Source organism: Streptomyces sp. Ag109_O5-1 (assembly GCF_003814875.1).
In the GTDB taxonomy this organism is placed as follows: domain Bacteria; phylum Actinomycetota; class Actinomycetes; order Streptomycetales; family Streptomycetaceae; genus Streptomyces; species Streptomyces sasae.
The window spans coordinates 4,415,135-4,428,078 of sequence record NZ_RKQF01000001.1; the positions used below are offsets into that span (position 1 = coordinate 4,415,135).

General features: G+C 71.7%; 15 protein-coding genes. 6 read left to right on the forward strand and 9 right to left on the reverse strand.

Annotated elements, in window-relative coordinates; all coding sequences use genetic code 11:
* Nucleotides 1-7: 7 nt before the first annotated feature.
* Nucleotides 8-973 (reverse strand): zf-HC2 domain-containing protein, encoded by a 966-nt coding sequence (locus EDD90_RS19975; RefSeq protein ID WP_123974331.1) that lies wholly within the window; start codon nucleotides 971-973, stop codon nucleotides 8-10.
* On the reverse strand, nucleotides 970-1,686 hold the full coding sequence (gene sigE / locus EDD90_RS19980; RefSeq protein WP_123974332.1) for an RNA polymerase sigma factor SigE: 717 nt from the start codon (nucleotides 1,684-1,686) through the stop codon (nucleotides 970-972). The genes EDD90_RS19975 and sigE overlap by 4 nt, the downstream gene beginning before the upstream one ends.
* A 250-nt stretch (nucleotides 1,687-1,936) precedes the next feature.
* Between sigE and EDD90_RS19985 the strand changes: the two genes are divergently transcribed.
* Nucleotides 1,937-2,620 (forward strand): O-methyltransferase, encoded by a 684-nt coding sequence (locus EDD90_RS19985; RefSeq protein WP_123974333.1) that lies wholly within the window; start codon nucleotides 1,937-1,939, stop codon nucleotides 2,618-2,620.
* An 87-nt stretch (nucleotides 2,621-2,707) separates the two neighbouring features.
* On the opposite strand, the gene EDD90_RS19990 is transcribed toward EDD90_RS19985, so the two are convergent.
* Entirely contained in the window at nucleotides 2,708-2,875 is a 168-nt protein-coding gene (locus EDD90_RS19990; RefSeq protein WP_069751535.1) for a DUF3117 domain-containing protein, read from the reverse strand.
* 379 nt (nucleotides 2,876-3,254) lie between these two features.
* Between EDD90_RS19990 and EDD90_RS19995 the strand changes: the two genes are divergently transcribed.
* Nucleotides 3,255-4,058, forward strand: coding sequence for an enoyl-CoA hydratase/isomerase family protein (locus tag EDD90_RS19995; RefSeq protein WP_123974334.1), 804 nt, complete (start codon nucleotides 3,255-3,257; stop codon nucleotides 4,056-4,058).
* A gap of 81 nt (nucleotides 4,059-4,139) precedes the next feature.
* On the opposite strand, the gene EDD90_RS20000 is transcribed toward EDD90_RS19995, so the two are convergent.
* Complete coding sequence (locus EDD90_RS20000; RefSeq protein ID WP_123981400.1) at nucleotides 4,140-4,727, reverse strand: DNA-3-methyladenine glycosylase I; 588 nt, start codon at nucleotides 4,725-4,727, stop codon at nucleotides 4,140-4,142.
* A 14-nt stretch (nucleotides 4,728-4,741) separates the two neighbouring features.
* Nucleotides 4,742-5,101, reverse strand: coding sequence for a DivIVA domain-containing protein (locus EDD90_RS20005; protein WP_123974335.1), 360 nt, complete (start codon nucleotides 5,099-5,101; stop codon nucleotides 4,742-4,744).
* Between the two features lie 160 nt (nucleotides 5,102-5,261).
* Here EDD90_RS20005 and folP point away from each other — a divergent pair, with 160 nt between their 5' ends.
* The gene (gene folP, locus EDD90_RS20010) at nucleotides 5,262-6,122 is read left to right on the forward strand and encodes a dihydropteroate synthase (RefSeq protein WP_123974336.1); all 861 of its coding nucleotides are present in this window, start codon (nucleotides 5,262-5,264) and stop codon (nucleotides 6,120-6,122) included.
* A gap of 94 nt (nucleotides 6,123-6,216) precedes the next feature.
* Here folP and EDD90_RS20015 read toward each other — a convergent pair whose 3' ends face one another.
* Together EDD90_RS20015 and dapE are read right to left on the reverse strand one after the other, a co-directional pair.
* Nucleotides 6,217-6,975: a TIGR00730 family Rossman fold protein gene (locus EDD90_RS20015; RefSeq protein ID WP_123974337.1), complete on the reverse strand. Its 759-nt coding sequence runs from the start codon at nucleotides 6,973-6,975 to the stop codon at nucleotides 6,217-6,219.
* Nucleotides 6,976-7,079: 104 nt separating this feature from the next.
* Nucleotides 7,080-8,159, reverse strand: a complete 1,080-nt coding sequence (gene dapE, locus EDD90_RS20020) for a succinyl-diaminopimelate desuccinylase (protein WP_123974338.1) — start codon at nucleotides 8,157-8,159, stop codon at nucleotides 7,080-7,082.
* A 93-nt stretch (nucleotides 8,160-8,252) separates the two neighbouring features.
* Between dapE and EDD90_RS20025 the strand changes: the two genes are divergently transcribed.
* Together EDD90_RS20025 and EDD90_RS20030 are read left to right on the forward strand one after the other, a co-directional pair.
* Nucleotides 8,253-9,251, forward strand: a complete 999-nt coding sequence (locus EDD90_RS20025) for a heavy metal transporter (RefSeq protein WP_185149162.1) — start codon at nucleotides 8,253-8,255, stop codon at nucleotides 9,249-9,251.
* 319 nt (nucleotides 9,252-9,570) lie between these two features.
* Nucleotides 9,571-10,005, forward strand: a complete 435-nt coding sequence (locus EDD90_RS20030; protein WP_123974339.1) for an ATP-binding protein — start codon at nucleotides 9,571-9,573, stop codon at nucleotides 10,003-10,005.
* A gap of 161 nt (nucleotides 10,006-10,166) precedes the next feature.
* Here EDD90_RS20030 and EDD90_RS20035 read toward each other — a convergent pair whose 3' ends face one another.
* Both EDD90_RS20035 and fdxA read right to left on the reverse strand, forming a co-directional pair.
* The gene (locus EDD90_RS20035; protein ID WP_123974340.1) at nucleotides 10,167-11,261 is read right to left on the reverse strand and encodes a bifunctional succinyldiaminopimelate transaminase/glutamate-prephenate aminotransferase; all 1,095 of its coding nucleotides are present in this window, start codon (nucleotides 11,259-11,261) and stop codon (nucleotides 10,167-10,169) included.
* A 149-nt stretch (nucleotides 11,262-11,410) separates the two neighbouring features.
* Nucleotides 11,411-11,731, reverse strand: coding sequence for a ferredoxin (gene fdxA / locus EDD90_RS20040; RefSeq protein WP_079659886.1), 321 nt, complete (start codon nucleotides 11,729-11,731; stop codon nucleotides 11,411-11,413).
* Nucleotides 11,732-11,871: 140 nt separating this feature from the next.
* On the opposite strand from fdxA, the gene EDD90_RS20045 reads away from it, so the two are divergent.
* The gene (locus EDD90_RS20045; protein ID WP_123974341.1) at nucleotides 11,872-12,903 is read left to right on the forward strand and encodes a GNAT family N-acetyltransferase; all 1,032 of its coding nucleotides are present in this window, start codon (nucleotides 11,872-11,874) and stop codon (nucleotides 12,901-12,903) included.
* Nucleotides 12,904-12,944 lie beyond the last annotated feature (41 nt).

The following is a 12,944-nucleotide window of genomic DNA, read 5'->3' on the forward strand; positions in this document are numbered from 1 at the left end:
CAGGTGGTCAGTGGGCCGCGGGGGAGGACGGGGAGGGAGCGGGGGTCGTGTCGGGGACGGGTGCGGCGAGCAGGCTGGTGGCGGTCGCCCCTGGGGTGCCGGCCCACGAGGTGAGGGCGAACGGCGGGTTGGCGGTCAGCGGCCGTATCAGCGGGGAGACCGCGGCCACGCCGGCCATCACCGGTGCGGTCAGTTCCCGCAGCGCCTGCTGCGCCGCGGCCGGGGAGGGCACCCCGGGAAGCAGCGGAGCGGACACCGAGGTCGACGCCGCCGTGGCTGCCGCGGTCGTGCCGCCGAGGAACGTGCCGGACGCCGGCAGCGGGGTGAGCGAGCGGCGGCGCTGTGAGTCGGCGGCGCCGGTCGTGCCCGTGCCCGCGGTACCGGCCGGGGCGACGCTGCCGCCTCCGGTGGAGCGGGCGTCGGCGGCCGGGGTGCCGGGCATGCCCGCGGTGACTCCGCCGAGGGCGACGGCCGCCAGCGAGACCGCTCCTGCGGCGACGAACGCGAACCGGATGCCGCGCGAGGCGGAGCGGTCGCCGTCCGGGCGGCCGACGGGGTGGATGCGGAAGCCCCGGTCGGCGGCCGCGGCCGCGTCGTGCGGGTGGGCCGGGACATAGCCGAACTCGAAGCGGTCCTCCCGGCTCACGCCGAAGAGCCCGCTGTCGGATCTGCGTCCCGAGGGGCCTCCCTCGCCGAACGGCGAGCCGCCGTCCGTGTCGCCTCCCCCGGGCAGCCCCTGGAGACGGGCGAGGAAACTCTCGGAGGGCGGGGGCGGGGCGGCCTGCGCGAAGGCGCTCTTCAGTGCGCGCTGGGCGTCCGCCTCGGCCTTGCACCGGGCGCAGGTCGCCAGGTGGGCCAGGACGCGGTCACGCGACTCGTGACCGAGCTCTCCGTCCACCAAGGCGGAGAGTCGGTCTCCCAGGTGCTGCTCGGCGAGCTGTCGCTCGGCAGGTTTCGGTCGTGATCCACTCACGCGGTCGCGCCCCCTCCTCCCAGTGCGGGAACGCGGGGCACGAAGGAGCGCCGCTCGGCCTTGCGGGCCTCCGGGGAGCGGTGCGCGAGGGCCTTGCGCAGCTGCGAGCGGCCGCGGTGGATACGGGAGCGGACCGTGCCGAGCTTGACGCCGAGGGTCGCGGCGATCTCCTCGTACGACAGGCCCTCGATGTCGCACAGGACGACGGCGGCGCGGAACTCGGGCGCGAGGGTGTCCAGGGCCTGCTGGACGTCGGCGTCGAAGTGCGCGTCGTTGAAGGCCTGCGAGGGGGTGGGCTCGCGGCTGGGCAGGCGCTCGGCCGCGTCCTCGCCGAGGGCGTCGAAGCGGATGCGCTGCTTGCGCCGGACCATGTCTAGGAACAGGTTGGTCGTGATGCGGTGCAGCCAGCCCTCGAAGGTGCCCGGCGAGTAGGTCGACAGGGAGCGGAAGACGCGGACGAAGACCTCCTGGGTGAGGTCCTCGGCGTCGTGCTGGTTACCGGTGAGACGGTAGGCCAGGCGGTAGACGCGGCCGCTGTGCGTGCTGACGATCTCCTCCCACGTGGGCGGAGTCCATGCCTGCCCGTCCGCGTCGGTGGAGAAGGTCGCGGTCTGGGCCTCGCCCATGGCGAAGGCTTCGGCGTGGCTGGGGTCAGCAGCGGTGTCGTTCACGGATTTCGGCCTGCCTGCCGATCCGAGAAAGCGCCGCAGCACTCCTCCCCGATCCGCGGGTGCAGCCGCACCTCCCCTGTCGGCTCTGGTGGTGTCCAGTGGAGCCCCTACCATAGCCACCTCGCCCGTTAGCTCCGGATAAGCGGTTTTACGAGAATTTGATCTGTGCTGATAGGGCTCGTCCAGCCGCATCAGCAGGTGATCGACCGCTTCCCTGTCGTCGTGATCCATTCGTGTCCCCCCGCGTCGTCTTCCACCCCTCTAAACGCCCGGTCCCATCTGCGGGTTCCCGGTGCCAACGGATACAGTCACGCCCAGGCAACCACGGGGACAGGAGAGGGTCATTACCGGCAACCGGCAGACGAGCTGGGCGTTCGCCGACGCCTACGTCGCCGAGGACGAAGCACTGCGGTGGGCCCGTGACCGGGCCCGCGAGGCAGGACTGCGCTCGGTGTCGCCCGGCACGGGCGCCGCGCTGCGCATGCTCGCCGCCTCCGTGGACGCCAAGGCGGTCGCCGAGATCGGCACGGGGTGCGGGGTGTCCGGGATGCATCTGCTGCACGGGATGCGCCCGGACGGCGTGCTGACCACCGTGGATCCGGAGCCGGAGCACCAGCAGTTCGCCAGGCAGGCCTTCCGCGCCTGCGGCTTCGCCAGCAACCGGGCCCGCTTCATCCCGGGCCGCGCCCTCGACGTGCTCCCCCGTCTCGCGGACGCCGGTTACGACCTGGTCTTCTGCGACGGCGACCGCCAGGAGTACTCCGACTACCTCGCTGAATCGTTGCGCCTGCTGCGCCCCGGTGGCCTGGTGGTTTTCGAGGGCGTCTTCGCCAACGGCCGTACGGTCGACTCCGGACCCCAGCCGACCGAGGTGCTGCGGCTGCGCGAGCTGCTGCGCTCGGTCCGGGAGACCCCGGAGCTGGTGCCGTCGCTGCTGCCGGTCGGCGACGGGCTGCTCTGCGCCGTCAAGCGCTGACCGCGGCGGGGAGTACCCGGGGGTACGGCAACGCCCCGGCACCGCTTGCGGTACCGGGGCGGCCGAAAGGGTATGGTCGCTGACGCCTCAGCCGACGACGTTCTTGAGGGCGTCGGCGAGCGCCGCGGCCTCGTCAGGGGTCAGCTCGACGACGAGCCGACCGCCGCCTTCGAGCGGAACGCGCATGACGATGCCCCGCCCCTCCTTGGTCACCTCGAGCGGGCCATCACCCGTCCGCGGCTTCATGGCCGCCATGCTCGTTCCCCTTCCTGAAAACAGCTCATCGTCTACCGACGGCCCTGGAGGGCACGCGTGATCCTCGCGGGACACGCGACACCGGCATCGAACACATTGCTTCCAAGCCATTATCCCGCATCTCAGGACCCGATGACCAACATCAGTCGGCATCGCTTGGGCAACGCGCGCGAGCAAAACCACCCAATTCGGCGATGTGGCTGCGATACTGCGCCGCCGTGCGTCCTTACGCCGACCGAGTCGCCTCCGGTTTTCTTTGACGCAGGTCACACGTCGGGTCCGGGTCCGGGACCGCGATCTCCGCCATGCTGTCCTTCGGGCATCGACGTACTGAGCGGTACGTCAGCCGCCACGGCGAAGACGACGGAGGGGAAGCACCATGACCGACACCGTGCTCTACGAAGTGAGCGACGGGCTCGCGACGATCACGCTGAACCGCCCCGAGGCGATGAACGCGCTCAACATCGCGACGAAGGTCGCCCTTCGGGAGGCCGCACAGGAGGCGGCGGCCGACACGGCGGTCCGGGCGATCCTGCTGACCGCGGCCGGAGACCGGGCGTTCTGTGTGGGCCAGGACCTCAAGGAGCACATCACGCTGCTCGCGTCCGACCGGGAGACGGGGGCGGGGCAGACGATGACGACGGTCCGGGAGCACTACAACCCGATCGTGCAGGCGCTGGTGTCGGCGCGGAAGCCGGTGGTGGCCGGCGTGAACGGGGTGGCCGCCGGGGCCGGGTTCGGGTTCGCGCTGGCCGCGGACTACCGGGTGGTCGCCGACACGGCTGCCTTCAACACGTCGTTCGCCGGGGTCGCGCTGACCGCGGACTCCGGGGTGTCGTGGACGCTGCCCCGGGTTGTGGGGCCGGGTCGCGCCGCCGACCTGCTGCTGTTCCCCCGGAGCATCAGCGCGCAGGACGCGTACGAGTGGGGTATCGCCAACAAGGTCGTGCCGGCGGCGGAGCTGCGAACCGAGGCCGAGAAGGTGGCCCGGACGCTGGCCGCCGGTCCGACCGTGGCGTACGCGGCGCTGAAGGAGGCCGTCGCCTACGGGCTGTCGCACTCCTTGGACGAGACGCTGGAGAAAGAGGACGAGCTGCAGGCTCGGGCCGGGGCTTCCGAGGATCACGGGATCGCCGTGCAGGCTTTTGTGAACAAGGAGAAGCCAAAGTATTTGGGACGGTGACCCGTCGTGGGGAACTGCGGGTGCGTCGTGGCCGGTCGCGCCCGCGCGGCGGAGCCGCATATCGATGCGGCTCCGCGCCCCCTACAGGGCGCTACGCGCGACGCATGTTTCCAGGTGGTCGTTGACCAGGCCGCATGCCTGCATCAGGGCGTACGCCGTCGTCGGACCGATGAAGCGCAGGCCGCGCTTCTTCAGGGCCTTCGACAGGGCCGTGGACTCCGGGGTGACCGCCTGGACGTCGGACAGGGTCTTCGGCGCGGGGTAGGCGCCCGGCTTCGGGGCGTGCGACCAGATCAGCTCGTCCAGCTCGCCCGGCGCCCACTCCGCCAGGACCTTCGCGTTGGCCATCGTCGCGTCGATCTTCGATCTGTTGCGGATGATGCCCGGGTCGGCCAGCAGGCGCTCGCGGTCCTCCTCCGTGAAGGTCGCGACCTTCTCGATGTGGAAGTCGGCGAAGGCCGCCCGGAAGCCCGGACGGCGGCGGAGGATCGTGATCCAGGAGAGGCCCGACTGGAAGGCCTCCAGGCTGAGGCGCTCGTAGAGGGCGTCGTCGCCGTGGACCGGGCGGCCCCACTCCTCGTCGTGGTACGCCACATAGTCCTCCGTGGACAGGGCCCAGGGGCAGCGGAGCCTGCCGTCCGGGCCGGCCACGGCCGCGCCCACGGTCACCTCGCCGTCCTCGGTCACGGCCGGTCCTCCGGCGCGGGCTTGTCCAGCGAGGTGTGCGCGGTACGCGGCCCGGCCTGGACGCCGGCCAGCGCGGACTCCAGGTCGGCGATCCGGGCGTCGCGCTCCGCGAGCTCGGCGCCGAGACGGCTGAGCGCGTCGTCGACGTCCGCCATGCGGTAGCCGCGCGGGGCGAGCGGGAAACGGAGGCTGTCCACGTCCGCGCGGTTGACCGGGCGGTCCGGGGGCAGCGGGTCCTGGAACCGCTCCGGGGCGACCTCCGGCAGCGGGCTGCTCTCGCCGCCGCTCACCACGGAGAGCGTGACCGCGGCGACCACGACCGCGAGCGCGACGACCAGGAACAGGAACATAACCATCGCGGTGGCCCCCAGGCTCGATGAAGCTCGGTACAGCAGCACTCGTTGTACTCAGTGTGCTCGGTATCGAATGTGTCTGTGTCCGATCGTGCCATGCGAGTCTGACGGTTAGGGTCGCAGGCGGCCGTAGCGAGGCATTTACTACGAGAGGTCACAGGGGATGCTCAGGCTGGGCAGGCGGGAATTCGGACCGAACGAGCCGGTGATCATGGCGATCGTGAACCGGACACCGGACTCCTTCTACGACCAGGGGGCGACCTTCCGTGACGAGCCCGCCCTCGCGCGCGTGGAGCAGGCGGTCGCCGAGGGGGCCGCGATCATCGACATCGGCGGGGTGAAGGCCGGGCCGGGCGAGGAGGTCACCGCCGAGGAGGAGGCACGGCGGACCGTCGGGTTCGTCGCGGAGGTGCGGCGGCGGTTCCCGGACGTCGTCATCAGCGTGGACACCTGGCGGGCGTCGGTCGCGGAGGCCGTCTGCGAGGCCGGGGCGGATCTGCTGAACGACGCGTGGGGCGGGGTCGATCCGGGGCTGGCGGAGGTCGCGGCGCGGTACCGGGTGGGGCTGGTGTGCACGCACGCGGGCGGGGCCGAGCCGCGGACGCGGCCGCACCGGGTGACGTACGACGACGTCATGGCCGACATTCTGCGGGTGACCCTCGGGCTGGCCGAGCGGGCCGTCGCGCTGGGGGTGCCCCGGGAGTCGGTGATGATCGATCCCGGGCACGACTTCGGCAAGAACACCCGGCACAGCCTTGAGGCGACCCGGCGGCTGGACGAGATGGTCGGGACGGGGTGGCCGGTGCTGGTCTCGCTGTCCAACAAGGACTTCGTGGGCGAGACGCTGGACCGGCCGCTGAAGGAGCGGGTGATCGGCACGCTGGCGACGACGGCGGTGTCGGCGTGGCTGGGGGCGCAGGTGTACCGGGTGCACGAGGTGGCGGAGACCCGGCAGGTGCTGGACATGGTGGCGGCGATCGCCGGGCACCGGCCTCCGGCGGTGGCCCGGCGGGGGCTGGCGTAGCGGCCCGGGGGCTCCGCCCCCAGGCCCCCGAATCCCTCGCCGGCCCACCCACCCGGCCCGGCTTCTTGAGGAGCGGGCCTCGAAGTGCGTTCCGCTAGCGGGCCGCTTCCTTCGACACCAGCGCCACCGCCTCCGCCACGTCGTCCGTGACGTGGAACAGGAGCAGGTCCTTCTCGGACGCCTTGCCCTGGGCGATCAGCGTGTTCGTCAGCCAGTCGACCAGGCCGCCCCAGTACGCGCTGCCGAACAGGACGATCGGGAAGCGGGTGACCTTCTGGGTCTGGACCAGGGTGAGGGCCTCGAAGAATTCGTCGAGGGTGCCGAGACCGCCCGGGAGAACGACGAAGCCCTGTGCGTACTTCACGAACATCATCTTCCGCACGAAGAAGTAGCGGAAGTTGAGGCCGATGTCGACGTAGGGGTTGAGCCCCTGTTCGAAGGGGAGCTCGATGCCGAGGCCGACCGAGACCCCGCCCGCCTCCAGCGCGCCCTTGTTGGCCGCTTCCATGGCGCCCGGGCCGCCGCCCGTGATCACGGCCCAGCCGGCCTCGACCAGGCCCCGGCCGAGCTTCACGCCCGCGTCGTACTCCGGTGAGTCCACCGGCGTCCGCGCGGAGCCGAACACGCTGATCGCGGGCGGGAGTTCGGCGAGCGTGCCGAAGCCCTCGATGAACTCCGACTGAATGCGCAGCACCCGCCAGGGGTCCGTGTGGACCCAGTCGGAGGGGCCGCCCGCGTCCAGGAGGCGCTGGTCCGTCGTGCTCGCGGTCACCTGGCCGCGCCGTCGGAGGACCGGTCCCAGGCGCTGCTCGTCCGGCGGCACCTTTTTCCCCTCGGGGTTCCCGGTAGGCATATGTGCGCTCCCTCCGCTTGCAGGTGTATCCGCCCCAGCGTAGATCCGCGCGGGTTACGTGCGCGGGACGTCGGCATGTCGGGTGTGAAGCGCCAGTGTGCCCGTCACCTCGTCAGCCAGGCGCGGAGGCGCTCCTCGCCCGCCAGGATCTTGGAGATTACTACCCTTTCATCCCTTTTGTGCGCCAAGTGCGGGTTGCCGGGGCCGTAGTTGACCGCGGGGACACCGAGGGACGAGAAACGGGAGACGTCGGTCCAGCCGTACTTGGGCATCGGGGTACCGCCGACCGCCTCGATGAAGGCCGCCGCGGCCGGGTGGGAGAGGCCGGGCAGTGCGCCGGGGCTGTGGTCGTCGATCACGAACTCCGCGACTCCGCAGTCGGCGAAGACCTCGCGGACATGCGCGATCGCCTCCTCCTCGGAACGGTCGGGGGCGTACCGGAAGTTGACGGTGACCACGCACTCGTCGGGGATGACGTTGCCGGCCACCCCGCCCGAGATGCCGACCGCGTTGAGGCCCTCCCGGTACTCCAGGCCGTCGATGACCGGGTAGCGCGGCTCGTAGGAGGCGAGGCGGGCCAGGATCGGGGCGGCCGCGTGGATCGCGTTGGAGCCCATCCAGGAGCGCGCCGAGTGCGCGCGCTCCCCCTTAGTCCTCAGCAGCACGCGCAGGGTGCCCTGGCAACCGCCCTCGACCTCGCCGTCCGACGGTTCGAGGAGCACCGCGAAGTCGCCGGCCAGCCAGTCCGGGTGGGCCTCGGCGACGTGCTTGAGGCCGTTGAGATGGGCGGCGACCTCCTCGTTGTCGTAGAAGACGAAGGTCAGGTCGCGGTTCGGCGCCGGGACGGTGGCCGCGATGCGCAGCTGGACCGCGACGCCCGACTTCATGTCGCAGGTGCCGCAGCCCCACAGCACGCCGTCCTCGTCCAGCCGGGACGGCACGTTGTCGGCGATCGGGACCGTGTCGATGTGACCGGCGAGTATCACCCGCTCGGCGCGGCCCAGGTTCGTGCGGGCGATCACGTTGTTGCCGTACCGGTCGACCGTCAGGTGCGGCAGGGCCCGCAGTGCGTCCTCGATCGCGTCCGCGAGCGGCTTCTCGGTGCCGCTCTCCGAGGGGAAGTCGACAAGTTGCGCGGTGAGCGCGGCGGCGTCCAGCGTGAGGTCAAGCGAGGTGTCGGCCATGGCTTCGACCCTAGCGCGCTCCAGCCTGTGGACAGGCTCACAGGCTTCCGCACCCGGGGTTGAGCGGCTCGTACTCTCCAGTATGTTGTACGCGTGCCAGAGCCGTCCCCCACCCGCCCCAAGCGTTACCGCCGCCTCCTGCGCTTCATGTCGGGCCTGCTGATCCTGTGCGGCGTCGCGGCCTACCTGGTCGTCCAGTACGTCACCGGAGGCGGCGGTACCGAGGGCTGCAAGGTCGTCTCGGGCCGGAGCGACGGCGAGTCGTACCAGTTCACGCCCGAGCAGGCGGTGAACGCGGCGACGATCGCCGCCGTCGGCACCGGCCGGGGCATGCCCGAGCGGGCGGTGGCCATCGCCCTGGCGACCTCGATCCAGGAGTCGGGGCTGCTCAACATCAAGCACGGCGACCGGGATTCGCTGGGCCTGTTCCAGCAGCGGTCCTCGCAGGGCTGGGGTACCAAGGCGCAGATCCTGGACCCGGCGTACGCGGCGGGCATCTTCTACGCGCACCTGGCCAAGGTGCCCGACTACCAGACCCTGCCGCTGACGGTGGCCGCGCAGCGCGTGCAGCGCAGCGGCTACCCGGAGGCCTACGCCAAGCACGAGGAGGACGCCACGCTGCTGGCGGCGGCGCTCACCGGGCGGGCGGCGGCCACGCTGACCTGCGACGGGCGCCCCGCGGCCACGACCACGGCGACGGCCGTCGGCCCGGACGCGGTACGGACCGCCCTGGTACGGGACTTCGGGCGGGACGCGGTCGAGGAGGCCGGCGCGGAGGTCGGCGGTGTGCCGGTGAAGGCGCCGACGCCGACGCCGAGCGTGACCGCCACGGCGCACGGGCGGACCGTGACCGTGCCGGTGCCGGAGGGGAAGAAGACCGACAAGGCGGGGCGCACCGAGAGCGAGCGCGGCTGGCAGCTCGCGCACTGGGCGGTGGCCAACTCCACGGCGCTGCACATCCAGCGGGTGTCGTACGCGGGCCGGGAGTGGGCCGCCGGGAGCACGGACAGCCAGTGGCAGGCGACCTCTTCCCAGAGCACGGGCGGTGCGGAGAGGTCCGCGGGGTCGGTGCGGATCGTGACCGGGCAGTAGGCCGGGCAACAGACCGAGCAACGGACCGGGCAACGGACCGGGCAGCAGTTCGGGATTTCACTCCGGCGGGTCAGCCGGGACGGGACACGTACGTGGTGTGCGCAGGTTTTCGCACGCTCACTCGCGCATGCGCGAAATCCCTTGGGGACGCGGGGGCGTAAGGATTCTGCGGGGCCGCGCCGTCGACGCCCTTTGCCCGTTTTTATCCACACCCGATAATGCGATGCGTTATCAATTCTTTACCTTGGGCCTCCGCAACCTTCGCGGGCTTCGAGCGGTAGTCACGGCGATCACGTTCCCTCCCGTCGAATGGAGCATCATGTCCCTCCCTCTGACCCGCCGGATCGCCCGTGCCGCGCTGCTCGTCGCAGCGGGAGCGGCTGCCGGGGTCGGTGCGGCCGGCTCCGCCGGCGCGGCCCCGAGCCTGCCGGCCACCCCGAACCTGGGCGGTCTGACCGCCCTGGACGGGACGAGCGTCGGCAACACCGCCGACGGTGCGACGCAGCACGTCACCGGGACCCTCGGTCACACCGGAGGCAAGGCCGTGGAGTCGACGGTGCCGGCCGCGGCCAGGACCGGCGGCAAGGCCGTCAAGAAAGTGGCGCCGGCGGTGCAGCACACCGCGGGCGACGCGGCCGGCTCCGCGGGTGGGCTGCTGGGCGGTGCTACGTCCACGGCGACCAAGGGTGGGCTGCCGACGGATGGGCTCGCGAAGGGCGGCCTGCCGGTCAAGGGGCTTCCGCTGGGGGGCTGACGGCGGGGCGCCGGCGCCGGTGAGTTGAGAAGGGACCCGGGGTTTTCCCTGGGTCCCTTTCCGTTGTGCGTCGGGTGCGGGCCGGTGGGGGCCGGTCGCGCCCTCGCGGCGGAGCCGCATATCGATACAGCCCCGCGCCCCTACGGGGCGCTCCGCGTCCGTCAGCGGAGTCGTCCCACCGCTGCCTGGACGCGCTCGTCCGTTGCCGTCAGAGCGACCCGTACGAAGTTCTCTCCCGCCTCGCCGTAGAAGTCGCCCGGTGCCACGAGGATGCCTCGCTCGGCCAGGTGGGCGACCGTCTGCCAGCAGGACTCGTCCCGCGTCGCCCACAGGTAGAGGCTCGCCTCGCTGTGTTCGATGCGGAAGCCGTGGGACAGGAGGGCCTCGCGCAGGGCCGTACGGCGGGACGCGTAGCGCTCCCGCTGCTCCTGGACGTGGGTGTCGTCGGAGAGGGCTGCCACCACCGCCGCCTGCGTGGGAGCCGACGTCATCATGCCGCCGTGCTTGCGGATCTCCAGGAGCGGGCCCAGGACCGCCGGGTCGCCGGCCAGGAAGGCGGCGCGGTAGCCCGCGAGGTTGGAGCGCTTGGAGAGGGAGTGGACGGACACGATGCCGTCGTACGAGCCGCCGTTGACGTCCGGGTGCAGGACCGAGACCGGGTCGGCCTCCCAGCCCAGTTCGAGGTAGCACTCGTCGGAGAAGACCAGGACGCCGTGGGCGCGGGCCCAGGCGACGATCTCCGTGAGTTCCTGCCGGGAGAGGACCTTGCCGGTCGGGTTGGACGGGGAGTTCAGCCAGAGGAGCTTCAGGTTCGCCGGGTCCAGGTCGCGCGGGTCGTCGTAGACCTCGTAGTCGGCGCGGGCGAGACGGGCGCCGACCTCGTAGGTCGGGTACGCGAGGCGCGGGTAGGCGACCTTGTCACCGGGGCCGAGGCCCAGCTGGGTGGGGAGCCAGGCGACGAGTTCCTTGGAGCCGACGATCGGGAGGACGTGGCGGTGGGTGACGTCGCGGGCGCCGAGGCGGCGCTCGACCCAGCCGGTGATCGCGTCGCGCAGCGCCGGGGTGCCCCAGACCGTGGGGTAGCCGGGCGAGTCGGCCGCGTCGATCAGGGCCTTCTGGATCAGGTCGGGGACCGGGTCCACCGGAGTGCCGACCGAGAGGTCGACGATGCCGTCCGGGTGTGCCGCTGCCGTCTTTTTGTACGGTTCCAGCTTGTCCCAGGGGAAGGTGGGCAGACGGTCGGAGACTGCGGACACGGTTGCTTGCTCACTTTCTTCGGTACGACCGGGTACGACCGACAACGGCCGGTACGGCAAACGCCTCGGCCCCGTACGGCGCCGATCGGACGTGATCAGGCCGTACGGGACCGAGGCGGCACGGTGTTGCGGCGGGCCGCCGGTGCGGGTTACTCGGCCTGCGGCGGCAGCGCGGCGACGAACGGGTGGTCGCGCTCGATCAGGCCCAGCTTGCTGGCGCCGCCGGGGGAGCCGAGGTCGTCGAAGAACTCGACGTTGGCCTTGTAGTAGTCCTTCCACTCCTCGGGAGTGTCGTCCTCGTAGAAGATCGCCTCGACCGGGCAGACCGGCTCACAGGCACCACAGTCGACGCATTCGTCCGGGTGGATGTACAAGGACCGCTGGCCCTCGTAGATGCAGTCGACCGGGCACTCCTCGATGCACGCCTTGTCCTTCACGTCGACACAAGGCTGCGCGATGACGTAGGTCACGCTGTCGTTCCTCCTCGAATGGGCGCTGGCGGGCCTCCGTAGGCTCCGCCGCCTGGCGCGCGGGAGCGCGGCGTCGTCGATGCCCGCCCCTAGTATCTCCGTTCTTGGGCATGATCCGAACAGGAGGGGTGAACTGACCAGTGGAAATCTCTGCCGCGGGACGCTTCGAGGTCCGTATCACCGCTGCTGACGTGGGCAAACGGGTCTCTGTACGACGTTTGACCGGAAATGGCGTCACGGAGGAGAAGTTCACCGACACGGTGGGTGTTCTCACATCATGGGACGACGACGGCGTGCTGACGATCACACGCCGGGACGGGGAGACCGTCCGGATACCGGAGTCCGCGCTGGTGGCGGGCAAGGTGGTACCGGCCGCTCCGGCGCGCCGCCGGGGACCGGCGGCGACGTATCAGGAACTCGCGCGTGTCGTCGCACGCGGCTGGCGGCCGGTGGAGAGCGAGCGGCTCGGCGAGTGGGAGCTCCGGGCCGCCGGCGGCTTCACTCGGCGGGCCAACAGTGTGCTGCCGCTCGGCGACCCGGGGCTGCCGCTCGACGCCGCTCTGGACGCCGTACGGCGGTGGTACGGCGAACGGGGGCTGCCGGCGTACGTCCAGACCGCGACCGGCGCCGAGGGGACCCAGGAGCTGCTCTGCGCGGAGCTGGAGCGGCGGGGGTGGGTGCGTGAGGTGAGCGCCGAGCTGTGGGTCGGGGGGCTGGCGCCGGTGGCGGACCGGGCGGAGGGCGCCGGTGTGGTGCTCTCCCGGACGGCCGACGAGGCCTGGCTGGCGCGGTACCAGCGCAAGGGCGTGAGCGAGGTGGCGCTGCGGGTGCTGTGCGGCGGCCCGTCGGTGTGGTTCGCGACCGTTCCCGGCGGGTCCTCCGAGTCCGGGGACGCCCCCGCGGCCATCGGGCGGCTGGTGGTGGACGGCCGGTGGGCCGGGTTCGCCGCCGTCGAGGTGGATCCGGGGCTGCGGCGACGGGGGCTGGCCACCGAGGTCATGGCCGCGCTCGCCCGGCGGGCGCTGGCGGAGGGCGCGTCGGCGGCCTGGCTCCAGGTGGAGACGGAGAACGCGGGGGCGCGGACACTGTACGGGCGGCTGGGCTTCGCGGCGCACCACGCGTATCACCACCACCGGGAACCGGGACGGGAGCCGGGAACGGACGGCTTCTGAGGTTCTCGGCGGTACGGATCATTCCGGAAGGGCACGAAAGA

What these genes read in the sequence shown, in the direction of transcription:
- EDD90_RS19990 (WP_069751535.1), bottom strand. Translation starts at nt 2,875, where the DNA reads ATGGCGGCCATGAAGCCGCGGACGGGTGATGGCCCGCTCGAGGTGACC.
- EDD90_RS19995 (WP_123974334.1), top strand. Translation starts at nt 3,255, where the DNA reads ATGACCGACACCGTGCTCTACGAAGTGAGCGACGGGCTCGCGACGATC.
- EDD90_RS20005 (WP_123974335.1), bottom strand. Translation starts at nt 5,101, where the DNA reads ATGGTTATGTTCCTGTTCCTGGTCGTCGCGCTCGCGGTCGTGGTCGCC.
- folP (WP_123974336.1), top strand. Translation starts at nt 5,262, where the DNA reads ATGCTCAGGCTGGGCAGGCGGGAATTCGGACCGAACGAGCCGGTGATC.
- EDD90_RS20015 (WP_123974337.1), bottom strand. Translation starts at nt 6,975, where the DNA reads ATGCCTACCGGGAACCCCGAGGGGAAAAAGGTGCCGCCGGACGAGCAG.
- dapE (WP_123974338.1), bottom strand. Translation starts at nt 8,159, where the DNA reads ATGGCCGACACCTCGCTTGACCTCACGCTGGACGCCGCCGCGCTCACC.
- EDD90_RS20030 (WP_123974339.1), top strand. Translation starts at nt 9,571, where the DNA reads ATGTCCCTCCCTCTGACCCGCCGGATCGCCCGTGCCGCGCTGCTCGTC.